Below are 20,575 nucleotides of genomic sequence, written 5' to 3'. Positions count from 1 at the left end.
TTCAGAGATACTTTGATGAGAAAGAGCTTGGCAAAAGAAAAGCTGCAAGAGATGCAGCTTTTCCTTCACCGCTCTTTTCAAAAAAGAGAGGGGATAAGCACGAAAGTCTCCTTATCCCCTGGTTCTTACTCAGCCTTGAAGGATTTCAATTCTTTTTCAGTTGAAGGGATCACGAGTCCGTCCGCGATTTTCTTCTTCCAATCGTCTGTTGCTTTGATGACATCGTCAGAAAGGTTCTCCTTGTGATCCGAGATGCCGACTGCATCTTGCGCCAAACCGTATGTTAATGTTTTGCCGCCCGGGAATTTACCGTCACTCGCTTTTTTCGTTAAGTCCTCCACGGCAGTATCCACTTTTTTGACCATTGATGTGAGAGTGACATTGTCTTTTGTTCCTTTGACTTGGCCTTCCGCATACTGGTCTTTATCGACACCGATAACCCATACGTTCCGCTTCGGATCTTCTTTTTTCAGATTTTTCGCTTCTGTGAAGACGCCCGTTCCCGTTGCGCCGGCCGCGTGATAAATGACGTCAACGCCTGATTTGTACATGCTTTCAGCCGTCGCCTTGCCGACATCGGCTTTGTCAAACCCGCCCGCATATTTCACTTCGACGGTCGCTTTCGGATTTGCGGCTTGTACACCCGCGCGGAAGCCGATTTCAAATTTTTTGATCAATTCGGACTCCATTCCGCCCACGAATCCGACTTTTCCCGTTTTGCTCGATAGCGCAGCGGCCGCTCCCACGAGGAATGAACCTTCCTGTTCCTTAAATGTAAGGCTCGCCACGTTGTCTTTTTTGACAACGGCGTCAATGATCGCAAAATGTGTGTCTTTGCGCTGATCGGCGATTTCGCTGATGGAATCCTGCATCAGATACCCGACGCCGTAAATCAGGTCAAAGTGTTCCCGCGCTAATTTATTTAAGTTCGTTGTATAATCTGCATCTGATTTTGATTGAAGATAGTCAAAACCGCTTTTGCCTTTTTTAAGCCCGTTGTCTTTTCCGAATGCCTGGATGCCTTCCCAGGCGGACTGGTTAAATGATTTGTCATCAACACCGCCGATATCCGTTACCATGCCGACGGTAAAGTTTTTGCTGCCGGAGCCGTTTGCTTTGTCACTTGAACCGCATGCGCTTAATATGGTTCCGGCCGCTGCGATGAGCGCCATCGCCATTCCGATTTTGCGTTTTTTCAAAGATATAACCCCCCTGTAAAATATGGCTGTGCCGTTCAATTCAGACTTGAGTCCCCGTGCCGGATGCAGAATCGAAAAAACTTTCTGATAATAATGATGAGACGTCTCTCTTTTTCCCGCCTTGAGCGGCTGTCTCTTCCGGGTTCGGGACTTATGACTTATCTGAAAAGATCTGCTAACCAATCATAATTTATCATTTTACCCGCCATAAATAAATAGAAATTTGCTTATTTTTTAAAAAATATCAATTTTATGAATCGGCTTCCTCATCTGGTTAAAACAGAGGAGGATCAGCCGGGTCATTATCCTTATATAGCATATCAAAAAGGAATCTCAAGCCTTTTGTCACGGGATATGACAGTAAAAAAGCACCGTTCACAGCGAAACGGCGCTTTTTGACATTATAAATATTGTTTGATGCTGCTGACATTGCCGGTGTTGATATGATATTGAAAGACGGGTCTGCCGATCGTGCCGTACGCCATCTCTACATTCAGCACTTGTATGTCTTCCAGAAATTTAAGGTATTTCCGGATGGAGACTTGCGAGATTTCAGTATGCTTGGCGAGATCTTCCGTGGTAAAAGAGCCGTCGCCGAAAGACTCAATGCTCGCCCAGATGAGTTTAAGCGTGCTCTTTGTCAATCCCTTCGGAAGGTGAACCTTTTCCGCCGCTTCTTTCTTTTGAAAAAGCTCGGCATCCAATTCTTTCTGTGTCATGCTTCTGTGTGATTGATAAACTTTCTGCTTGCGTCTGTAGTCGGAAAGAGCGGTTTGAAAGCGGTCAAATTCAAATGGTTTGATTAAATAATCGACGGCGCCGTACCGAAGCGTTTTTTTAATGACGTCCAGCTCGCTTGCGGCCGAAATGACGATGACATCAACCGATTCATTCTGCTTGCGGATTTCCGTTAAAAGCTCAAGCCCGTTTTTTCCCGGCATGTAAATGTCAAGAAGGATGAGATCGATATGATGCTCGCTCAGCACGTGCAGCGCGCTTTGAAAGGATGATGCGATCCCTTTCAGCTGAAATCCTTCAATCTGACTGAGATAGCGCTTATTTAATTCACCCACCATGGGGTCGTCTTCAACTATGAGTACATTAATCATCATTTTCCTCCTTCGGTTCATACGGAATGCGAAGACTGAAAGTCGTTCCTTCATTCTTTTCACTTGTCACAATCATATGGCCTTTTAAATTTTCTGTTGCCTGCTGGGTGAAATAGAGGCCGAACCCCCGGTTTGTCCCTTTCGTGGAATAACCTTGTTCAAAAATACGGGCTTGGTCTGCCGCAGACATTCCGGCTCCCGTATCCGTAATCTCTATGTCAAGCTGGCGATCCTGAAACCGCATCGAGCACGTGATGTTTTTTTTCGGCATCTGCGCCACCGCGTCGAGCGCGTTGTTTAACAGGTTTCCGATAATCGTAATGAGCTCATGGATGACGGCCGGATCCGCCGCATTCGGAATCAGGCTGCCGAGCTGAATGTCCAGATCAGCGCCCTGCTCGCGTATGTAGCTTTGTTTTCCCAGAAGAAACCCTGCGAGAACCGGACTTTTGACATCACTTATAATCTCGCTTGTTTCCGTCTTCTGCTGAATGGCAATGTCTTTAATGTAAGTGCCGAGATCATCGTATTCTTTTAACTGGACAAGCCCTAAAATGACATGAAGCTTATTCATGAATTCGTGAGACTGGGCTCTTAATGCGTTTGCATACATTTTAACACCGGACAGCTGTTCTGCTAAATGTTTGACCTCCGTTTTGTCCCTGAACGTGGCGATCGCTCCGACGGTTTGTCCTTTCAGATGAATCGGAACTTCATTAAAGACCAGCTCAAGTCCGTTAATGCGGATATCTCTGTCCTGAAGCGGTTTTTTCGTTTCAATCACCTGTTTCAGCCGGCTTTTCGGGAGAATATCGTTCACATCTTGATCGACCGGATTAGTCGGAATACCCATTTTAATAAAAAGCCGTTTCGCTTCCGCATTGGCAAGCTTTATTTTTCCCCGCGCGTCAACCGCCAGGATGCCTTCCTTCGTTGATTCGAGCATGGCGCTCCGCTCTTCCAGGAGGGTGGCGATTTCATAAGGCTCAAGACCGTACATAATGTTTTTGACGGTGCGGGCGACAATGACGGCTCCGATGACGCCGACAAAAATACTTACGCAGATAATGAAATAAAGCGGTCTCAAACTGTGGCTGACGACATCCTGTATTTTGTTAAGCGAAATTCCGACCGAAACGACGCCGACTTGTTTTTTATCTTTTCCATAGATCGGTACGAAGGCTCTCATGGATTTTCCGAGAGTTCCCGCTGATGTGCTCGTTTTGATATGGCCGTGCAACGCCGGCTGTTCGTCTCCGCCGGTGAATTTCTTCCCGATTTTATTTGCGTCGGGGTGGGTGAGGCGGATGCTGTTCATATCCATCACCACGACAAATTCGGTTCCTGTCGTATGCTGGACATCCAGTGTATAATTTCGGAGCTCTTTCAGCCCTTTTCTTGTTTGCAATGCCTGCGCGACACTCGGTGTTTCCGCGACCAGCTTTGCGGTGCGCAGCGCGGTTGTCCGTTCTTCTTCTTTCACGCGGTCCGCGGTCTGGACGCTGATCGTGAAAAAGGTGATACAAAGTGCGATAAGGACGACAATACAGACGAATATCGTTAACCGGGTTTGCAATTTTAATGTTTTTTTCATAACAGCCTTCCTTACGTTTATCATTCCCGCGTTCTACTTTACTCCGAAAAAGCCGGTTTGTGAAGATCAGGCCCTTATTTCGTAAAAGTGAGGAAAAATGGAATTTTTTATCTTGTCAATGTGTTTTAAGTCCTCCATAATAAGTGAGGTAGATTACAGAAAGGGACTTTTTATATGAAAAATACTTATTGGACGGGTTATTTTCCGCTCGTTGCGATTCTGCTTTTTAGTTCGTCATTATCCATTTCTACCTCGCTTTATGTCATGAAGATACTTCAGACGCTCGGCATGTATCAGGGGATGCTGGATTATTTCTCTGAGAAAGGGATCAGACTGGCGCTTTTTGCAGCGTTCGCCCTTGTGTATTTTATGCTTTTTTCGGCTTTGAAGCTGATTGCAAACACAGTGACAGAGCTGTCTCTTTTGTTTTTCACAAATGACCCTGAGGGGGACAATCTGAAAAAAATCAGATTAGGCTCTTTAATTTATGTAGGCGGAGGAATTCTTTCCTTTGCGCTCGTGCAGAATGGTTTTTGGATTGCGGCGTTATTTGCCGTTGTTACGCTCATTTATTTGATTTTCATGGTGTACAGAATCTATTCGACACTCTCGATCGTTTCGCTGATCGGTTTTATATTGCTTGAGATTCTGTTTTGGTTTACTTTTGTTATCGGTATTTTGTACATCTTTATCAAGCTTTATAATAGCATAATGGCTAGCTTACCTGTGTAAGCTAGCCATTTTTGTTAAGACAGAAATCTGTTTTTGATCTCAGGGGAGGGGAGCATGCATGCTTCCCTTTTTCCGAACCATTTGTAACGGCGCCGGGCGATGAAAGAATAGGCTCTGTCCCTGAGGGGGCGGGGCACTGCGAAAAAAACCGCTGACAGCCGCCAGGCTCCGCGGAGATGACGCGAAACCTTTAACACGGCTGCGGATTTTTTGTATATCCGCCCGTTTTCGATAAAAATCATGCTGTCAAATTGTTCTGTCGGAAGTCCTTCTGATGCCAAAAGCTCCCGGGCGGTATCTGATTGCAATGAAGCAAATGAGATTTTGCCGGCCGGATCGCGTTTAATGATGAATTGAACGGCGCCGCTGCATAAGTTGCAGACGCCGTCAAACAAAAGCACGCGGTCCGGAAGCTGAGCTGGTTTCAAAGCGGATCCCCTCCGTTATCTTTAATAAGCTGCCTGCAGCGTGTTTTTCCAGATCGAAAGCTGAGGGCTTGCGTCATGAAGGTATTCGACGCTTGACGGTGTATCCTTGCCGACCCATACCCCCATCGTATAAGCGTCCGTCAGGCCGACAAACCACATATCGTGATAGTCATTTGACGTTCCTGATTTTCCGCCGACGTACGGAGCTTTAAAGTTCGCTTTTTTTCCTGTTCCGCTTTTGACGACGGCTTTCATCATTTCTTTGATCTGCATGTTGGTCCGCACGCTGAATACCTGCGCCGGCTCATCTTTCCATTTTAATATCGTTTTTCCTTTTAAATCAGTCACTTTTGTAATCGCGTGACTCGGCGTATAAACGCCGTTGTTGCCGAACGTGGTATACGCATTGGTCATTTCAAGCGGCGTCATGCCGTTTGTAAAACCGCCCAGCGCTGCAGGCAGACGGTAATCCGCGCTGACCAGCTTCGCGAAATGAAACGGTTCAAGGTAGCTGAACGCCTTATTGACGCCGACGCGGTCCATGATTCTGATGGCCGGTGTGTTGTACGAGTATTTAAACGCCGTTTCCAGCGTAACCGTGCCGTATGTGCGGTTATTATAGTTCTGCGGGCAGTAATCCGCACTGCAGAATTTGCTTGCGTCAATTTTGCTGTGTGGCGTTGCGCCGGTCTTTTCAATGTAAGGTCCGTAATCAAGCAGCGGCTTAATGGATGAACCGGGCTGTCTGTATGCTTGATAGGCGCGGTTGAAATCATATTTATGATAATCTTTCCCGCCTGAAAGCGCGATAATCTGATGTGTCTGATGATTAATCACGGCCGCTCCGCCCTGGACGCCTGCATACGGCAGATTTTGATTCACTTGGGCGACGACCTGGTTTTGCATATACGGATTCAGCGCCGTATAAATCTTCACACCGTCTTTTAACAATGTGCTGACTCTGTCGGAAAGCTCACCCTGTATTTTTTGTTTCGCCTTTCCGGAAGCTTTTTCAAGACGTTTGTCATAGCCTTCGGATGAGGAAACAAGCTGTGTGAATTCATCATTTACATAGGAAACATAGTCAGGATATTTATTTGTTTTTTCGTTTATATCAAGCTTGATCTTTTCCTTTTCGGCTTTTTTCAGCTGTTTCCCGGATATAACGCCTGCTTTTTTCAATCCGTTAAGCAATCTGACTTGTCGTTTTTTCGTATAATCAAAATGCTTGAGAGGATCATATAATGTAGGGTTATTAGGGATGGCGCAGATAAAGGCCATCTCTCCCAAAGTGAGAGATTTCAGCGGCTTGCTGAAATAAAATTGTGCCGCCGAACCGACACCGTATACACCGTTATTAAAATAAATCGTATTTAAGTAGCCTTCTAAAATCTCATCTTTGCTGTATTTTTTCTCAAGCTGATAGGAATAGGCCAGCTCCGTCAGTTTTCGGCTGAAGGTGCGTTCATGGCTTAAATACACATTCCTTGCCAGCTGCTGGGTGATGGTGCTGGCGCCCTGGTCAATTTTATGATCTTTGAAATTGGAGGCGGCCGCCCTGACCATCCCCATAAAGTCAAACCCTTTATGCTCATAAAAATGACGGTCTTCAGAGGTTAAAAACAGCTGTTTTACCTCATTCGGTATTTTATTAAAGGGCACGATCACGCGGTTCTCATGATCGCTGACAATCTCAGAAACAAGGCTTCCGTCCCTGTCATACATGTAACTGTTTTGAACCAGGTTGATCGCTTTTAAATCAATATGTTTATCGAGCACCTGATCAAAAGGCTTGATTTGTTTTACCTCTTTGCCGGAAGCAATAACTGTAAATGCACACAACGGGATAATGCCGAGCAGCAAAATCCATCCGATTATTTTACGTACCATGGTCACTCTCTTTTCTCCTGATTTCTAGCCATATCGTATCATTCTTTTAAGAATACGAGAAGGTTAAATTTAGAAGAAATCGTGATCGCTGCCGGTCAGCCCGCATTTGACGCTGTATCCTTTTGCAGATGTCCCGCCATCCATAAAAGCCCCGCGCCTATAAAAAAGAGAAAGGCGGTGACGTAGAAAGCAGCCGAAATAGAAAAACCGCTTGAGACCGCACCTCCGAGCAGAGGGCCGAGCACGTTTCCGAGAAAACGAAAGCTGACGTTATAGCCGAGCACCTCTCCCTGGATGCTGCCCGGAGCCCTGACGCGGATCGCGGCCGTAATGCAGGGGAGCGTGCCGCCCATGACCATGCCGAACAGAAATCTGAAGACTAACAGAATGGAGAGGGAGGAGGCGAGCGCCTGCGGAATAAAAAACACCGCTGATGCAATCAAAAGCACGATTAAGATCCGGCTGTGGCCGAAGCGGTCGCCGAAGTCCCCCCATTTCCGGGCAAGCAATAAGCTTCCGAGTCCGGTCGCTGAAAACGCCATTCCGGAGAAAAAGGCTAAATTAACAGGTCCGTGCAGCTCATTGACATATAAAGCGAGCAGCGGCTGGATGCTGAAATTGCCGGTCTGCACGATCATGGTAAGCACCATCATCGCCCAAAGCGCGGGCTGGTGAAAAATATAAGAGAGCACCTGTTTTCTGGAATAGGTTTTCCGCTTGTTTTGTTTCTCGCCGAGCGGCTGCTCATTCACCTGAAATAAAACGAGAAGCACAGATGCGAAAATAACAAAAGACGTAATAAAAAATGTGTACGTAAACCCGAAGCTGTCAGCGAGCAGCCCGCCCAGCATCGGTCCGAATAAAGTGCCTGACACCTGACCCATCTGCAGCGTGCCGAGCGTTTTCCCGGCAGTCTCTTTCGGCGTCTGCGCCGAAATCATGGCAAGCGAAGTCGGAACAAAGCCTGTTACAAGACCCATAAGCAGCCGGAGGACAAACAGCTGATAAACGGATGTCACAAACCCCATCAATAAAATGCTGACGGCAATGCCGGTGCCTGTGATCAAGAGAATTTTTTTGTAGCCGCGCTTATCGCCGAATCTGCCCCAAAACGGGGAAATCACAAACGCCATTAAAAACGTGACGCCGAACACATACCCGCTCCATCTCTGCACATACCCGCCCGAATGGGGGCTGATCGTTTCGATATATAACGAAAGAAACGGAACAATCATGGTCATGCTGGCGGAAATAAAGAAATTTGTAATCCAAATGACGACGAAGTTCTTCTTACGGACAGAAATAACATCACCTTCTTTAATTTTCGTGTGTCTAATCATTAGTATATAGGAATGAATCCGGTATTTGTATTTTCGATGCGGATATAGGAAAATTCATTATTTTTAGAAAATGAAGAAAGTTTCAGAGGGGAAACTGATATACTATCATAAAATATCATTTTTGATCGGAGGAAAGGCAGGTGTAAAAAAGTGGATCAGCGCAGTCTGCTCATTATTGATTTTGAATTTACGATGCCTGACGGAAAATACAGCCCGCAAAATTTCTTTCCCGAGATTATTGAAGCGGGGATTGTCAAGACGGTGAATGATGAAGTGACTGAAACGTTTTCGAGTTATATCAAACCGAAAAAATTTCCAAAGCTGACGAAACGATGCAAAACCTTTCTGAACATCACCCAAAAAGACGTGGACGGCGGAATCACGTTTAATGAATTCATCCGCAAATTAAATGAGCTTGATCCTGATAAAAACTGCACGATCGTCACCTGGGGCAATATGGATATGAAAGTGTTAAAGCAAAATTGCATGTTTAACCACATCCCTTTTCCGTTCAAAGGAGAACTTCGGGATCTGTCCCTAGAATATAAAAACTTCTTTGGCGACAGAACATTGACCGGCCTTTGGAAAGCGGCGGAAGAGTATGGCGATAAAGGGACGGGCACGCATCATAAAGCGCTGGATGATGCGCGGACGACATACAAATTATTCAAGCTTGTCGAGCGGGATAAACAATATCTTGAAAAACCGAAACCTCCGACGATCGGTGATCGCGTCGATCTGACAGAACTGTTTCGCCGGGCCACATAAAAAAACCCAATCATGCCGACTGGGTCAAGTTCTTTTAAAATAGTCACGCTCTAACGCGGCCAAGTTGGCGAGCGAACGTTCCGCCCATTCTGAGCCGTCCGCTGTAAGCTGATCTTTCAGCCGGGCAGACGCCGCTTGTAAGGAAGCCGTATAATCAGGAACTTCGCCATCAAACGGTTTGACCATCTGATGCGGTATGTTTGTCTGTTCCCCGAATGCAAGCGCTCTTCTTTCATGAAAGAACGGAACATCCGCCTGCTTCGGATGATGAAGATCTCCTTGAGCGGGATGCGTCAGAACGGCTTTAATTTTCACTAAATAGTGATTGGGCCTGACGTCTGTCACTTCCCCTATGTATGCTCCTGTTTTATAAAACCCTTTTACGATTGTGCCGATTTCAAACGAATTCATAGCGTTCACCTCTCTCTAGTTATTCTATAAAAGATCAACGCGATTGGCTAGTGAACAGCTGCCGGAAGCCTGACTGAAGCCGTTGTGCCCGAGTGCTCGCCGCTGGTGAAATAGACGGAGCCTTCATGATGCTGAATAATCGAGAATGTCACGGTAAGCCCGAGCCCGGTGCCATTCGTTTTCAGCGTATAATACGGTTTGCCGAGTTTCTGCAGTTCTTCATCGGACATGCCGATTCCGTTATCCGTAATCTGAATGAGAATCATCTCTTCCTGTTTTTGGACGGAGACCTCGATTCGGCCGTTTTCAGAGGGCACGGCTTCAATACTGTTTTTAATCAGATTAATGAAGGCCTGTTTCAGTTTTTTTACATCGCCGAACACATATAAATCAGGCTCGCTTTGAACAGTCACGGTCACCGATTTAAAATTGGCATAAGACTCCATTAAGGAACCTGTTTCCTTTACGAGCAGTGAAATATCAAACTTTTCTTTTTCATAGTCATCCTGCTTCGCCATATCGAGATAATTCGTAATGATCGTCTGAGCCCGGTCGAGTTCGGACAGCACAAGTTTCTGATATCCGGAGTGGGATTTGTCCTGAAGCTGCTCGCCGCTGAACAGCAGCTGCACAAAACCTCTGACGACCGTAAGCGGATTGCGGACTTCATGGGCGACGCTTGCCGCAAGCTCGCTGACGACGGCCATTTTTTCTGAGTGAATCAGTCTTGCCCGCATGGACGCATTCTCATCAATGATCTCAATCAAATAAATGCACAGCAAAAGGGCGCTGACTTGAAAAAAAACGGATACTGCCGCCTCATAATAAACGGAAGATAGATTTTGAAAATTGAAAATATTGGTCGCGGAATAGATGAAGACAGATGCGGTTAATAAGGCGGTTTCAGTGCAGCCGATGAGAAGAGCGAAAAGCAGTTTCTTCCGCTTTGAGAAAAAAGGCCATTTCGTTTGGAGCTGGATAGGGATGATGATTAAAAAAGGAATTAAGGATAAGAAAAAAAGAGCGGAAGGTTCAAACCATATGAGCTGAAAAAAAACGGATGCCGCCCCTGCGGCAAGTCCTGCTGCGGTACCGGAATAAAGCAGGCAGACGATAATGGGAATCAGCTGCAAACCGTAACGGACGGAATGAAGCTCCTGGATGGGAAAAGCCGTACATAATAAGGAAGATGACGCTGCAAATACGGCGACCAGCAGGCGGTTCGCTCTCGGCACAAGCAAATCGGGCTTGCTGAGCCAGAAGACTTGATAGAGAAAAATAGGGAATAAAATAAAAGAGAAGTGAAGCAGGTAATCCTTTACAATCTCCATTTATGCGAAATCCTTTCCTATGTAAATATGAATCTATTATAACATCTTTACCGGCAAAAAAAGTATTTATTTCTCTAAAGCGAACGCCCTTATCTCATCTGATAAAGGCGTTCTTTCCGCTGCTAAGCGAGCGCCGCTTTCATTCTCTTAAGCCCTTCTTTTACGGCGGCGGCTGAACAGCCGACATTAAGTCTCATAAATCCTTCGCCGCCCGGTCCGTATTTCGTTCCCGGCTCTAATATGATTTTCCCTTTTTTGAGCATTCTTTCTTTGAGCTCGGCATCCGAAAATCCGTATCCGCTGAAATCCATCCAGATCAAATAGGAAGCGTCAGGTTTCATCATGCGGACTTTCGGCAATTCTTTTCTTAAAAAGTCCTCAGCCAATTTCATATTCCCTTCAATGTAAGGAATCAGTGCGTCAAGCCCAGGGCCTCCCTTTGTATAAGCCGCTTCGATTGCTGCAACCGCAAATGTGTTGAGGCTGGAAATCCCGTTCTGATGCAATGCGGCGGAGAATTTCGCCCGCTTATAACGGTCGGGAATGATAATGGCGGATGCCTGAATGCCGGCAATATTAAACGTCTTGCTCGGCGCGACACAAGTAATGGAAATCCGCGCAAACTCCTCAGACAGAGAAGCAAAAGGCGTATGCGGCTTTCCGTACAGCATCAAGTCGGAATGTATCTCGTCAGAAACGACGGTGACGTTATGGGCGGCGCACAGCGATCCGAGCTGCATGAGCTCATCCCGGCTCCACGCTCTGCCGGACGGATTGTGGGGATTACAAAGAATCATCAGCTTGACCTCAGAATCGCTCAGCTTTTTCTCAAGATCCTCAAAATCCATGCAGTAGACGCCGTTTTCTTCCCGTAATGGGTTATGTAAAACCTGCCGTTTGTTTTCCTTGATCATCTGATAAAAAGGCGTATACACCGGTGATTGAATCAACACCGGATCGCCCGGTTCGGTAAAGGCTTGTACTGCCATGCTGATTGCCGTGACAACCCCGGGACTGAACGTGATGCTTGCGGGATCGGGCCGGTAGCCGTGCCGTGTCTCAAGCCATGAAGCGACGGCTTCTCTTGTGTTTTCGTCAGGAGACGTATAACCGAATATGCCGTGGTCAAGGCGGGCTTTTAAGGCGTCAGTGACCGCTTCGGGAGCGCGGAAATCCATATCGGCAACCCACATCGGAAGTGCATCCGATACGCCGAATAACGCTTCCGCCTTGTCCCATTTCACCGATTGTGTGCCAAGACGGTTTTCTCGAAGATCAAAGTTCATGTATGTCACTCCTGTAGTATCATTATTTTGCACAGCGTATCTATGATAAAATAGATTTGCAAACTTTATTATAAGCGGTGATGAAAATGGAAGAAAGCCAAGCGGTCATGGAAATGATGAAAATCATTGCCAAGTGGGACCCATTTAAATATGGAGAAGATTTTTATGAGACAGAAGCCGTCGATATCGTTCAGGCCGTCTACAGTGAAGACCGTGCCGACAAGCTGGCAGCAGCCATTCAGGATATCTTTGAAGCTTCATTTGAGCAAAAGCTACCGATCGAAGGCTGCCAAAAGGCCGCCGAGCAGCTTCTGTTCATAAAAGAAAGCAGCTCCTGCACCCCTTAAAAACCGGCGGTTCCGCCGGTTTTTTTTATTGAATAAATTCAAAAATCCGTTCCGAAACAAACTCCGGGCGCTCTTCGGGTACGAGGTGTCCCGTATCCTTGAGTGAATACAGAATGGAATCCGGCAGGTCGTCATGAAGCCGTTTTCCGACTGAGACCGGAACGACCCGGTCTTCTTCTCCCCATATTAAAAGAGCGGGGTTTTGCACTTTCTTCAAATCCTCGGGCTCTAAATCGCCCTCCCTGTGTCTGATGAACCTTGTCATCGCTTTGAAAATCTGGCGGTCTGTAAATGGTTTTTCGTAACCGTCAATCATTTCCTGATCGATAAGCGTCCGGTCGTGAACGACATTTAACAGGTTTTTCAGCACACCGTCTTTTGAAAGCCAATACTTAAGATACAGGTCAAAACAAGGGAGGTGCGTCCCGAATATAATCGACGGGTGCGAGCGCTTTAAATACCCCGAGCTGCACAGCAGGACGATTTTAGAAAAAAGCTCGGGTCTGAGAAGAGACGCGGATAAGGAAATCTGGCCGCCCATCGAATGGCCGATGAGTGCGGCCCGGCTGATACCGAGCTTTTCCAGAAGTCCGATCAGAAGCTTGGCGAGGTTTGCGTAAGTATATACGAAAGTCCGTGACTTTTCCGATTGCCCGAAAGGAGGCAGGTCAACGGCGATAATATCATAATGGTTTCTGAGCAGCGGGATCAGTTTTCTGAAGCTGAATGCCGAAGATAAAAAACCGTGTACGCAGACGAGTGTCTGTCTGCCGGGATTTTCATAATGCTCGTAATACAGTTCAACTCCGTCTATCGCGGCCCGTTTAATCGGTGAAACAGCTTCCATGAGAGCCTTCGCCGTCCTTTCTTTGTTGTAATGTAAAGGCTTTTTTGATTGTCAGATTTTAGTTCTGGTTTCTTTCGGGTTTTTCTTAGCATTTGTCGAAAATCGTGATATAATGTCATGAAGATTTTTGATAATGCAAAGGTGTGAAACGTATGAAGCTGACGGAAAAAGAAACAGAAATATTAGAAATTTTAGACGAAAACAGCCGCGTTGATGCGGAAACGATCGCGAAAATGGCGAACATTCCCGCCGAAGAAGTCAAAAGCATCATTGAAAAGCTTGAAAAGGAAAAAGTCATCATTGATTATGCGGCGATGATCGACTGGCGCAAAGTCGACGGTTTGGAAGGCGTCACGGCGATGATTGACGTAAAAGTCACTCCGAAACGAAATGTCGGCTTTGATGAAGTCGCTGAACGGATATACAGATTCCAGGAAGTTGAATCAGTGTACCTGATGTCAGGGGTGTATGACTTATCTGTCGTTATTCGCGGCAACACGATGTCAGACGTGGCAAGCTTCGTGTCTGAAAAATTGTCCACCCTTGAGTCCGTCGTTTCCACGACGACGCACTTTATCCTGAAAAAATATAAGCATGACGGCAAAGTCTTTGAAAGCGGAGACGATGACAAAAGAATCGTGGTGTCTCCGTAAATGGAAACGAAGACTTCTTATTTATCTGACTACGTGCAGCAGATTAAACCGTCAGGCATCCGCAAATTCTTTGATCTGGCTGCTACGATGGAAGGCGTCATTTCACTGGGAGTGGGAGAGCCTGACTTTGTGACGGCCTGGAACGTGAGGGAAGCGAGTATTCTTTCTTTAGAACAGGGTTATACGGCTTATACGGCAAATGCGGGTCTTTATGAACTGAGAGAAGAAATCAGCCGCTATTTAGATCAGCGGTTCGGCCTGAGTTATTCGCCTGACAGTGAACTGATCGTTACGGTAGGGGCAAGCCAGGCGCTTGATCTCGCTGTCCGCGCCATTATGAATCCCGGAGAGGAAATGTTAATTCCCGAACCGTGTTTTGTCGCATATGAATCACTCGTGACCCTGACGGGGGCGAAGCCGGTGCCGATTCAGACTGTAGCTGCAAAAGGTTTCAAAGCATCAGCAGCCGATTTTGAAGCGGCCCTGACGGACAAAACAAAAGCGCTGCTTCTATGCTCGCCGTCAAATCCGACTGGTTCCGTCTATTCGAAAGAAGAGCTTGAATCCATCGCTTCCTTCGCTGAAAAACATGACTTGATCGTGCTTGCCGATGAAATTTATGCCGAGCTGACGTATGATGAGCCATTCACGAGCATGGGAGCCATCCGCGGCATGAAGGAACGCACGATTTTGATTTCAGGTTTCTCCAAAGCGTTTGCCATGACGGGGTGGAGACTCGGGTTTACGGCGGCGCCTCCCGTGATCAGGGATGCCATGCTCAAAATTCATCAGCACGCGATGATGTGCGCGCCTTCCATGGCTCAGTACGCGGCGCTTGAAGGGCTGAAAAACGGTCAGGAAGACGTCGAAAGAATGAAAAAAAGCTACCGGAGGCGCCGAAACCTGATTGTGGAAACATTGAACGAAATCGGACTCGGCTGCCACCACCCCGGCGGAGCGTTTTACGCCTTTCCTTCCATTCAGTCGACCGGCATGAGTTCAGAAGAATTCGCGGAACAGCTGCTCATTGAAGAAAAAGTAGCCGTCGTTCCGGGGAATGTATTCGGCCCGAGCGGCGAAGGCTACATCAGATGTTCCTATGCGACATCCATTGAGCAGATTCAGGAAGCGCTCGTCAGAATCAAACGGTTTGTTGAAAAAAGGGCATAAAAAAAGATACGAACCCGGTTCGCATCCAAATAAAAGGGGGGGAATACTAGAAAGCCTTCGTAATCATAGTATACCCCCTTTATCTGCGCTTAAACATGATGATGTAAAAAAGTTCTCTTTGCGAAAAACAAACTTGTATGATATAATTTTAAATTGCGTATAATCTGTATTTAATTTAACTTAGGAGTTGTTATGAATGGCAGCAAAATTTGAAGTGGGCAGTGTTTACACTGGTAAAGTAACAGGATTACAAGCGTATGGTGCGTTTGTTGCATTAGATGAAGAAACTCAAGGACTTGTTCACATTTCTGAAGTCACTCACGGTTTCGTAAAAGACATTAATGAACACCTTTCTATCGGTGACGAAGTACAAGTAAAAGTACTTGCGGTTGACGAAGAAAAAGGCAAAATCAGCCTTTCTATCCGTGCGACTCAAGCGGCGCCTGAAAGAAAAGAAAGCAAACCAAGAAAACCGAAAGCGGCACAAGTTTCTGAAGAAACATCTGCTCCGCAAGGTTTCAACACATTGAAAGATAAGCTTGAAGAGTGGATCGAACAGTCCAACCGCAAAGACCTTATCAAAAAATAACCATCAAAAAAAGCACCGGATATGTATGTTCGGTGCTTTTTTTATGTTTATCTGACTTCCGGATTTGCCGCTTCCTCGCGGGATGTTTCTTCGTTCGGCTTAAACAGCAGGCCGAGATTGATCAGACCGGCGATGCCGACAAGACCGTAAATAATCCGCGACAGAGCTGATCCTTGGCCGCCGAAGATGGCTGCTACTAAATCAAATTGGAAAAATCCGATCAGTCCCCAGTTAATAGCGCCGATAATCGTTAATACGAGACAGATACGCTGAATAACACTCATGTAAACAACCTCCTCTATAAATTCGTGAAACAGTTATAGATTGTGACAAAGCAAAGAATCTATGCATACTACATTCTCCGCCGTGTAAATCACACACTGTCTCAAGCTGTACAAGTGCCTTTCCCGGGAAACCGCTGTCTGTAAACCGTGTGATGTGCCGTCAAAAAAGCGGATTGCTTTACATTGAACGTCAACTTTCTGCATAATATAAATCCAAAGGAGGAGATGTCATGCAAAACTTTACATATTGGAATCCGACCAAATTGATTTTCGGAAAGGGAGAGGTCGAAAAACTTCCTGAAGAAATCAAGCCGTACGGAAAGAACGTACTGCTCGTATACGGAGGCGGCAGCATTAAGCGCAGCGGTCTTTATAATCAAGTAACCGACCTGCTGAAAAAAGCAGGAGTTACCGTACATGAATTGGCAGGCGTAGAGCCGAATCCGCGTGTCTCAACGGTGAACAAAGGTGTTGCGATCTGTAAAGAAAACAGCATCGATTTCTTATTGGCCGTCGGCGGCGGAAGTGTCATTGACTGCACGAAAGCCATCGCGGCGGGCGCTAAATATGACGGCGACGCGTGGGATATCGTCACGAAAAAACACCAGCCGAAAGAAGCGCTGCCGTTCGGAACAGTGCTGACACTTGCGGCGACCGGTTCAGAGATGAACTCCGGATCAGTCATCACAAACTGGGAGACACAAGAGAAATACGGATGGGGGAGCCCGCTCGTTTACCCTAAATTCTCTATTCTCGATCCGGTAAACACATTTACCGTTCCGAAAGACCACACCATTTACGGCATGGTCGATATGATGAGCCATGTGTTTGAACAATATTTCCACCACACGTCAAACACGCCGTATCAGGACCGGATGTGTGAATCGCTTCTGCGCACGGTGATTGAAACAGCGCCGAAGCTGATCAACGATCTGGAGAACTACGAGTTTCGTGAGACGATTTTATATACAGGCACGATCGCATTAAACGGAATGCTGTCAATGGGCGCAAGAGGGGATTGGGCCACACACAACATCGAGCATGCGGTATCAGCGGTATACGATATACCGCACGCCGGAGGTTTAGCGATTCTGTTCCCGAACTGGATGAGACATGTGCTCAAAGAAAATCCCGCCCGCTTTAAACAGCTTGCCGTCCGTGTTTTCGATATTGACGAGACAGGCAAATCAGATGAAGAGATCGCACTTGAAGGAATCAGCAGGCTGTCTGAATTCTGGACGAGCCTCGGCGCTCCGAACAGACTCGCTGATTACGATATTTCTGATGAGAAGCTGGATACGATTGCAGATAAAGCGATGGCAAACGGAGCATTCGGACAGTTCAAGTCACTGCAGAAAGAAGATGTGCTTGCGATACTGAAAGCATCATTGTAATAACATAAAGGGGGGCGGCCGGATTGGCAGCTCCTTTTTTTCTGTGTTATAGTAATTCCCTTACGATTTTTTTGGAGGTCATGATAAATGGAGAACTTTACGTACTGCAATCCGACGAAACTGATTTTCGGAAAAGGTCAAATCGACCAATTGAAAAAAGAGCTGAAGCAATACGGGAAAAACGTGCTGCTTGTTTACGGAGGCGGCAGCATTAAGCGAAACGGCCTGTATGACCAAGTAACAGGCATTTTAAAAGAAGAAGGCGCATCCGTTCATGAACTTGCGGGCGTTGAACCGAACCCGCGTCTGGAAACGGTAAATAAAGGAATTGAGCTGTGCAGACAGCATGAGATTGATTTCCTTCTCGCAGTCGGCGGCGGAAGTGTCATCGACTGTACAAAAGCGATTGCGGCCGGTGCGAAATATGATGGCGACGCATGGGACATTTACAGCAAAAAAGTAACGGCGCAGGACGCGCTTCCGTTCGGCACGGTGCTGACGCTTGCGGCGACAGGCTCTGAAATGAACCCTGATTCCGTTATCACAAATTGGGAAACAAACGAAAAATTCGTATGGGGCAGCAATGTCACTCATCCGCGTTTCTCCATTTTAGATCCCGAGAATACTTTCAGCGTTCCGGAAAACCAAACCGTATACGGCATGGTGGATATGATGAGCCACGTATTTGAACAATACTTCCATAATGTTGAAAACACGCCGCTTCAGGACAGAATGTGTTTTGCGGTCCTTCAGACGGTAATTGAAACAGCGCCGAAACTTTTGGAAGACCTTGAGAACTATAAGCACCGCGAAACGATTTTATACGCGGGTACGATCGCATTAAACGGCACGCTGCAAATGGGCTATTTCGGCGATTGGGCTTCCCATACGATGGAGCACGCCGTATCAGCGGTTTATGACATCCCTCACGCGGGAGGACTTGCGATTCTGTTCCCGAACTGGATGAGATACACGCTTGATACAAATGTAGACCGTTTTAAAAACCTCATGCTTAATATGTTTGACATTGATACTGAAGGCAAAACGGATAAAGAAATTGCGCTTGAAGGGATCGATAAATTGTCCGCGTTCTGGACAAGCCTCGGCGCACCGTCCCGCCTTGCGGATTATGACATCGGCGAAGACAAGCTTGAGCTGATCGCAGACATCGCCGCAAAAGAAATGGAATACGGCGGATTCGGCAATTTCCAAAAACTGAACAAAGATGACGTACTTGCCATCTTAAAGGCGTCACTGTAAGATACATTCCCGGCCGGAGTGATTTTCAAGCTGCAGATGTAACCGTTTTGGGAGTCCCTCTTTCCGGATTTTCTATTAGTTCATTAGGAACAAGTGAAACACCCTTTTCCATGAGACAACTATGGAAATCGTTTCATCCGTAAAGGAACAATTAACTTTGCGATTACCTGTCATCTATTTACACGAAATCTAAATCACGAAGATGAAGAGCCGCGAATTTAAAAAAGGGGCGCTGATTCAATCAGCGCTCCTTTTTATGCATTTTGTGTACTAAGGTCCCGCTGCGCCCCCATATAGCTTCCCATTAAGTTTTGATAACCGGGAAGATGACTGGAGATTAATGCGCCAAAACCTTCAACATCGTTGCGCCAATCACGCTGAAGCTCGCATGCTGTGCTGAACCAGTTCATAAGCTGCGCGCCGCCATGAGCCATACGGGTTAATGATGCATCTGCTACTTGCTTATTAAACGTCCCCGAAGCATCTGTCACAACAAACACTTCGTAGCCTGCTTTAATGGCAGAAAGCGCAGGAAAAGCAACGCAGACGTCTGTTACCACCCCCGCGATAATCAGCTGTTTTTTGCCGGTCGCTTCAATGGCTTTAACAAAGTCTTCATTGTCCCATGCATTAATTTGTCCCGGACGGGCTATTTTTGGCGCATCAGGAAAGAGATCAACGAGTTCTTGCATGAGCGGTCCGTTGGGTCCATTTTCAAAGCTGGTTGTTAAAATAACCGGTAAATCAAAGAATTTAGCCGTATCACCGAGAGCCAATACATTGTTTTTAAATTCATCAACGCCATAGTCACGCACGAGACCGGAAATAAGGCCGGTTTGATGGTCAACTAAAAGCACGGCAGCATCATCTTTTGAAAGACGGGAATAAAGATCAGACATTTTATCATCCTCCTTGAATTAAGGCAAGTCAGTTTGTCAATGGAAAACGGTAAATCTATTCATATACTGTATAGGTAGAAAGTTATTTCTGAAGTGACTTTTCGTGAAGGTGATGATCTTTCAATTAATCCGGAACGGGAACCGGAGCATGATCAATCCAATGGATGAACTGTTGTAAATAGCGTTGAAGATAACGTTTTGTTTGTTCATCCGTAAGTATGTGTTGAGCGGAATCAATTTTCTCATGGACTTGCGAAATCAGCATTTTTTGAAAGGGCAGAACATTGACTTGCATAGCTTCGAGTACTTCTCTCATTTGCATTTGACCAAAAGAGGTGCCGAACCCTCCGGGGGTTGCTCCGATTAAGCCAACCGGTTTTCTGTTTAAAACGGAAGAGGTCCGCGGTCTCGATGCCCAGTCCAATGCATTTTTTAATACCCCCGGGATTCCGGAATTGTACTCTGGACTTACAATGATGACGCCGTCAACGTCTCGTATATCAGCTCTAAAGGATGTTACGGAGTCTGGTGCTCCGGCGATTTCTAAATCTTCGTTAAAAAAAGGAAGACTGTCTATTTCAACCCAGCGAAATTGAGCCGCATTATCGAAGTCAATCAATGATTGAGCAATCACTCGATTATACGATTTTTTTCGTAAACTTCCACAAATAAGACCAATGGTTTTAGTCATAAAATCACCTCCCGGTTTAAAATTATTTTCATCTTAACATGATAACCCAAATATAGACACTATTTTTAAAAATGGACATTTATACCTTAATATGACTGATTGGCAGCCTCTCAAGAGGAGTACTATATAAAAAGAACCGTCCCATGGGTATTGGCGATGGATGTCATCCTGCTTCAAAGTAAATGTGATACGTTCCTGGATCACCAACATTCACGGTCTGTTACGGAACCCTAACACACCCGCATAGAAATCGGACATGTTCTTGGATGTCTGCAATTGCAAGTCATTCGATTCGTTATCCCTCTCACCGTTAATACAAATATAACCATCTCGAATATTGTATAAAAAATGAA

At 46.1% G+C, this 20,575-nt stretch carries 21 protein-coding genes and 1 pseudogene; 8 read left to right on the top strand and 14 right to left on the bottom strand.

Translation table 11 applies throughout. The annotated features are described in order from the left end of the window. Nucleotides 1-125: 125 nt before the first annotated feature. From HAP68_RS14590 to malK, 3 genes are all read right to left on the bottom strand, one after another. On the bottom strand, nucleotides 126-1,199 hold the full coding sequence (locus HAP68_RS14590) for a BMP family lipoprotein (protein ID WP_015387788.1): 1,074 nt from the start codon (nucleotides 1,197-1,199) through the stop codon (nucleotides 126-128). Nucleotides 1,200-1,600: 401 nt separating this feature from the next. Then, entirely contained in the window at nucleotides 1,601-2,308 is a 708-nt protein-coding gene (locus tag HAP68_RS14585) for a response regulator (protein WP_003152077.1), read from the bottom strand. After that, nucleotides 2,301-3,902, bottom strand: a complete 1,602-nt coding sequence (gene malK, locus HAP68_RS14580; protein ID WP_015387789.1) for a malate sensor histidine kinase MalK — start codon at nucleotides 3,900-3,902, stop codon at nucleotides 2,301-2,303. The genes HAP68_RS14585 and malK overlap by 8 nt, the downstream gene beginning before the upstream one ends. 174 nt (nucleotides 3,903-4,076) lie before the next feature. On the opposite strand from malK, the gene HAP68_RS14575 reads away from it, so the two are divergent. Continuing rightward, on the top strand, nucleotides 4,077-4,634 hold the full coding sequence (locus tag HAP68_RS14575; RefSeq protein WP_014305711.1) for a YufK family protein: 558 nt from the start codon (nucleotides 4,077-4,079) through the stop codon (nucleotides 4,632-4,634). 14 nt (nucleotides 4,635-4,648) lie between these two features. Here HAP68_RS14575 and HAP68_RS14570 read toward each other — a convergent pair whose 3' ends face one another. From HAP68_RS14570 to HAP68_RS14560, 3 genes are all read right to left on the bottom strand, one after another. Next, nucleotides 4,649-5,062, bottom strand: a complete 414-nt coding sequence (locus tag HAP68_RS14570; RefSeq protein WP_014305710.1) for a thiol-disulfide oxidoreductase DCC family protein — start codon at nucleotides 5,060-5,062, stop codon at nucleotides 4,649-4,651. Between the two features lie 21 nt (nucleotides 5,063-5,083). Next, entirely contained in the window at nucleotides 5,084-6,958 is a 1,875-nt protein-coding gene (locus tag HAP68_RS14565) for a transglycosylase domain-containing protein (protein ID WP_021734113.1), read from the bottom strand. An 89-nt stretch (nucleotides 6,959-7,047) separates the two neighbouring features. Further along, nucleotides 7,048-8,292, bottom strand: coding sequence for a multidrug efflux MFS transporter (locus HAP68_RS14560; protein ID WP_032858200.1), 1,245 nt, complete (start codon nucleotides 8,290-8,292; stop codon nucleotides 7,048-7,050). Between the two features lie 150 nt (nucleotides 8,293-8,442). Between HAP68_RS14560 and kapD the strand changes: the two genes are divergently transcribed. Then, entirely contained in the window at nucleotides 8,443-9,060 is a 618-nt protein-coding gene (gene kapD / locus HAP68_RS14555) for a 3'-5' exonuclease KapD (RefSeq protein ID WP_003152084.1), read from the top strand. A 24-nt stretch (nucleotides 9,061-9,084) separates the two neighbouring features. On the opposite strand, the gene kapB is transcribed toward kapD, so the two are convergent. From kapB to HAP68_RS14540, 3 genes are all read right to left on the bottom strand, one after another. Next, nucleotides 9,085-9,471, bottom strand: coding sequence for a kinase-associated lipoprotein KapB (kapB, locus tag HAP68_RS14550; RefSeq protein ID WP_003152087.1), 387 nt, complete (start codon nucleotides 9,469-9,471; stop codon nucleotides 9,085-9,087). Between the two features lie 47 nt (nucleotides 9,472-9,518). Further along, nucleotides 9,519-10,802, bottom strand: coding sequence for a sensor histidine kinase (locus HAP68_RS14545; protein WP_003152088.1), 1,284 nt, complete (start codon nucleotides 10,800-10,802; stop codon nucleotides 9,519-9,521). Nucleotides 10,803-10,924: 122 nt separating this feature from the next. Then, on the bottom strand, nucleotides 10,925-12,088 hold the full coding sequence (locus HAP68_RS14540) for a MalY/PatB family protein (protein WP_184123316.1): 1,164 nt from the start codon (nucleotides 12,086-12,088) through the stop codon (nucleotides 10,925-10,927). A gap of 86 nt (nucleotides 12,089-12,174) precedes the next feature. On the opposite strand from HAP68_RS14540, the gene HAP68_RS14535 reads away from it, so the two are divergent. Beyond that, entirely contained in the window at nucleotides 12,175-12,435 is a 261-nt protein-coding gene (locus tag HAP68_RS14535; RefSeq protein ID WP_003152094.1) for a DUF1871 family protein, read from the top strand. A gap of 25 nt (nucleotides 12,436-12,460) precedes the next feature. Here the strand turns inward: HAP68_RS14535 and HAP68_RS14530 are convergent, their stop codons facing one another. Then, nucleotides 12,461-13,282: an alpha/beta fold hydrolase gene (locus tag HAP68_RS14530; protein WP_003152096.1), complete on the bottom strand. Its 822-nt coding sequence runs from the start codon at nucleotides 13,280-13,282 to the stop codon at nucleotides 12,461-12,463. Nucleotides 13,283-13,434: 152 nt separating this feature from the next. On the opposite strand from HAP68_RS14530, the gene HAP68_RS14525 reads away from it, so the two are divergent. The 3 genes from HAP68_RS14525 (at nucleotide 13,435) to yugI (ending at nucleotide 15,694) form a co-directional block, all read left to right on the top strand. Then, nucleotides 13,435-13,935 carry an Lrp/AsnC family transcriptional regulator gene (locus tag HAP68_RS14525; RefSeq protein WP_003152098.1) on the top strand — a complete coding sequence of 167 codons (501 nt, stop codon included), beginning with the start codon at nucleotides 13,435-13,437 and terminating at the stop codon, nucleotides 13,933-13,935. After that, complete coding sequence (locus HAP68_RS14520; RefSeq protein ID WP_014305705.1) at nucleotides 13,936-15,105, top strand: aminotransferase; 1,170 nt, start codon at nucleotides 13,936-13,938, stop codon at nucleotides 15,103-15,105. It begins immediately after the preceding gene. Nucleotides 15,106-15,301: 196 nt separating this feature from the next. Beyond that, nucleotides 15,302-15,694 carry a S1 domain-containing post-transcriptional regulator GSP13 gene (gene yugI, locus HAP68_RS14515; RefSeq protein ID WP_003152102.1) on the top strand — a complete coding sequence of 131 codons (393 nt, stop codon included), beginning with the start codon at nucleotides 15,302-15,304 and terminating at the stop codon, nucleotides 15,692-15,694. A 47-nt stretch (nucleotides 15,695-15,741) separates the two neighbouring features. Here the strand turns inward: yugI and HAP68_RS14510 are convergent, their stop codons facing one another. Further along, a complete protein-coding gene (locus HAP68_RS14510) occupies nucleotides 15,742-15,978 on the bottom strand; it encodes a DUF378 domain-containing protein (protein WP_003152104.1) in 237 nt (78 codons plus the stop codon). 230 nt (nucleotides 15,979-16,208) lie between these two features. Here HAP68_RS14510 and HAP68_RS14505 point away from each other — a divergent pair, with 230 nt between their 5' ends. Then, a complete protein-coding gene (locus tag HAP68_RS14505; RefSeq protein WP_024085735.1) occupies nucleotides 16,209-17,372 on the top strand; it encodes an iron-containing alcohol dehydrogenase in 1,164 nt (387 codons plus the stop codon). 87 nt (nucleotides 17,373-17,459) lie between these two features. Next, nucleotides 17,460-18,632, top strand: coding sequence for an iron-containing alcohol dehydrogenase (locus HAP68_RS14500; RefSeq protein ID WP_024085734.1), 1,173 nt, complete (start codon nucleotides 17,460-17,462; stop codon nucleotides 18,630-18,632). 254 nt (nucleotides 18,633-18,886) lie between these two features. Here HAP68_RS14500 and ycaC read toward each other — a convergent pair whose 3' ends face one another. The 3 genes and pseudogenes from ycaC to HAP68_RS19860 all read right to left on the bottom strand — a co-directional run. Continuing rightward, the gene (ycaC, locus tag HAP68_RS14495; protein ID WP_014305702.1) at nucleotides 18,887-19,531 is read right to left on the bottom strand and encodes an isochorismate family cysteine hydrolase YcaC; all 645 of its coding nucleotides are present in this window, start codon (nucleotides 19,529-19,531) and stop codon (nucleotides 18,887-18,889) included. A gap of 124 nt (nucleotides 19,532-19,655) precedes the next feature. Next, a complete protein-coding gene (locus HAP68_RS14490) occupies nucleotides 19,656-20,222 on the bottom strand; it encodes an NADPH-dependent FMN reductase (RefSeq protein ID WP_024085733.1) in 567 nt (188 codons plus the stop codon). Nucleotides 20,223-20,397: 175 nt separating this feature from the next. Continuing rightward, nucleotides 20,398-20,477, bottom strand: a pseudogene (locus HAP68_RS19860) (VOC family protein); the annotation flags it as partial. Between the last annotated feature and the right edge of the window lie 98 nt (nucleotides 20,478-20,575).

The organism is Bacillus sp. Bvel1 (genome assembly GCF_014872755.1).
In the GTDB taxonomy this organism is placed as follows: domain Bacteria; phylum Bacillota; class Bacilli; order Bacillales; family Bacillaceae; genus Bacillus; species Bacillus velezensis.
This window is presented reverse-complemented; position numbering and strand designations above follow the sequence as displayed.

Coding starts and splice junctions, on each gene's coding strand:
- HAP68_RS14585 (WP_003152077.1), bottom strand. CDS start 2,308: ATGATTAATGTACTCATAGTTGAAGACGACCCCATGGTGGGTGAATTA.
- malK (WP_015387789.1), bottom strand. CDS start 3,902: ATGAAAAAAACATTAAAATTGCAAACCCGGTTAACGATATTCGTCTGT.
- HAP68_RS14575 (WP_014305711.1), top strand. CDS start 4,077: ATGAAAAATACTTATTGGACGGGTTATTTTCCGCTCGTTGCGATTCTG.
- HAP68_RS14560 (WP_032858200.1), bottom strand. CDS start 8,292: ATGATTAGACACACGAAAATTAAAGAAGGTGATGTTATTTCTGTCCGT.
- kapB (WP_003152087.1), bottom strand. CDS start 9,471: ATGAATTCGTTTGAAATCGGCACAATCGTAAAAGGGTTTTATAAAACA.
- HAP68_RS14545 (WP_003152088.1), bottom strand. CDS start 10,802: ATGGAGATTGTAAAGGATTACCTGCTTCACTTCTCTTTTATTTTATTC.
- HAP68_RS14540 (WP_184123316.1), bottom strand. CDS start 12,088: ATGAACTTTGATCTTCGAGAAAACCGTCTTGGCACACAATCGGTGAAA.
- HAP68_RS14535 (WP_003152094.1), top strand. CDS start 12,175: ATGGAAGAAAGCCAAGCGGTCATGGAAATGATGAAAATCATTGCCAAG.
- HAP68_RS14530 (WP_003152096.1), bottom strand. CDS start 13,282: ATGGAAGCTGTTTCACCGATTAAACGGGCCGCGATAGACGGAGTTGAA.
- HAP68_RS14525 (WP_003152098.1), top strand. CDS start 13,435: ATGAAGCTGACGGAAAAAGAAACAGAAATATTAGAAATTTTAGACGAA.
- HAP68_RS14520 (WP_014305705.1), top strand. CDS start 13,936: ATGGAAACGAAGACTTCTTATTTATCTGACTACGTGCAGCAGATTAAA.
- yugI (WP_003152102.1), top strand. CDS start 15,302: ATGGCAGCAAAATTTGAAGTGGGCAGTGTTTACACTGGTAAAGTAACA.
- HAP68_RS14510 (WP_003152104.1), bottom strand. CDS start 15,978: ATGAGTGTTATTCAGCGTATCTGTCTCGTATTAACGATTATCGGCGCT.
- HAP68_RS14505 (WP_024085735.1), top strand. CDS start 16,209: ATGCAAAACTTTACATATTGGAATCCGACCAAATTGATTTTCGGAAAG.
- HAP68_RS14500 (WP_024085734.1), top strand. CDS start 17,460: ATGGAGAACTTTACGTACTGCAATCCGACGAAACTGATTTTCGGAAAA.
- ycaC (WP_014305702.1), bottom strand. CDS start 19,531: ATGTCTGATCTTTATTCCCGTCTTTCAAAAGATGATGCTGCCGTGCTT.
- HAP68_RS14490 (WP_024085733.1), bottom strand. CDS start 20,222: ATGACTAAAACCATTGGTCTTATTTGTGGAAGTTTACGAAAAAAATCG.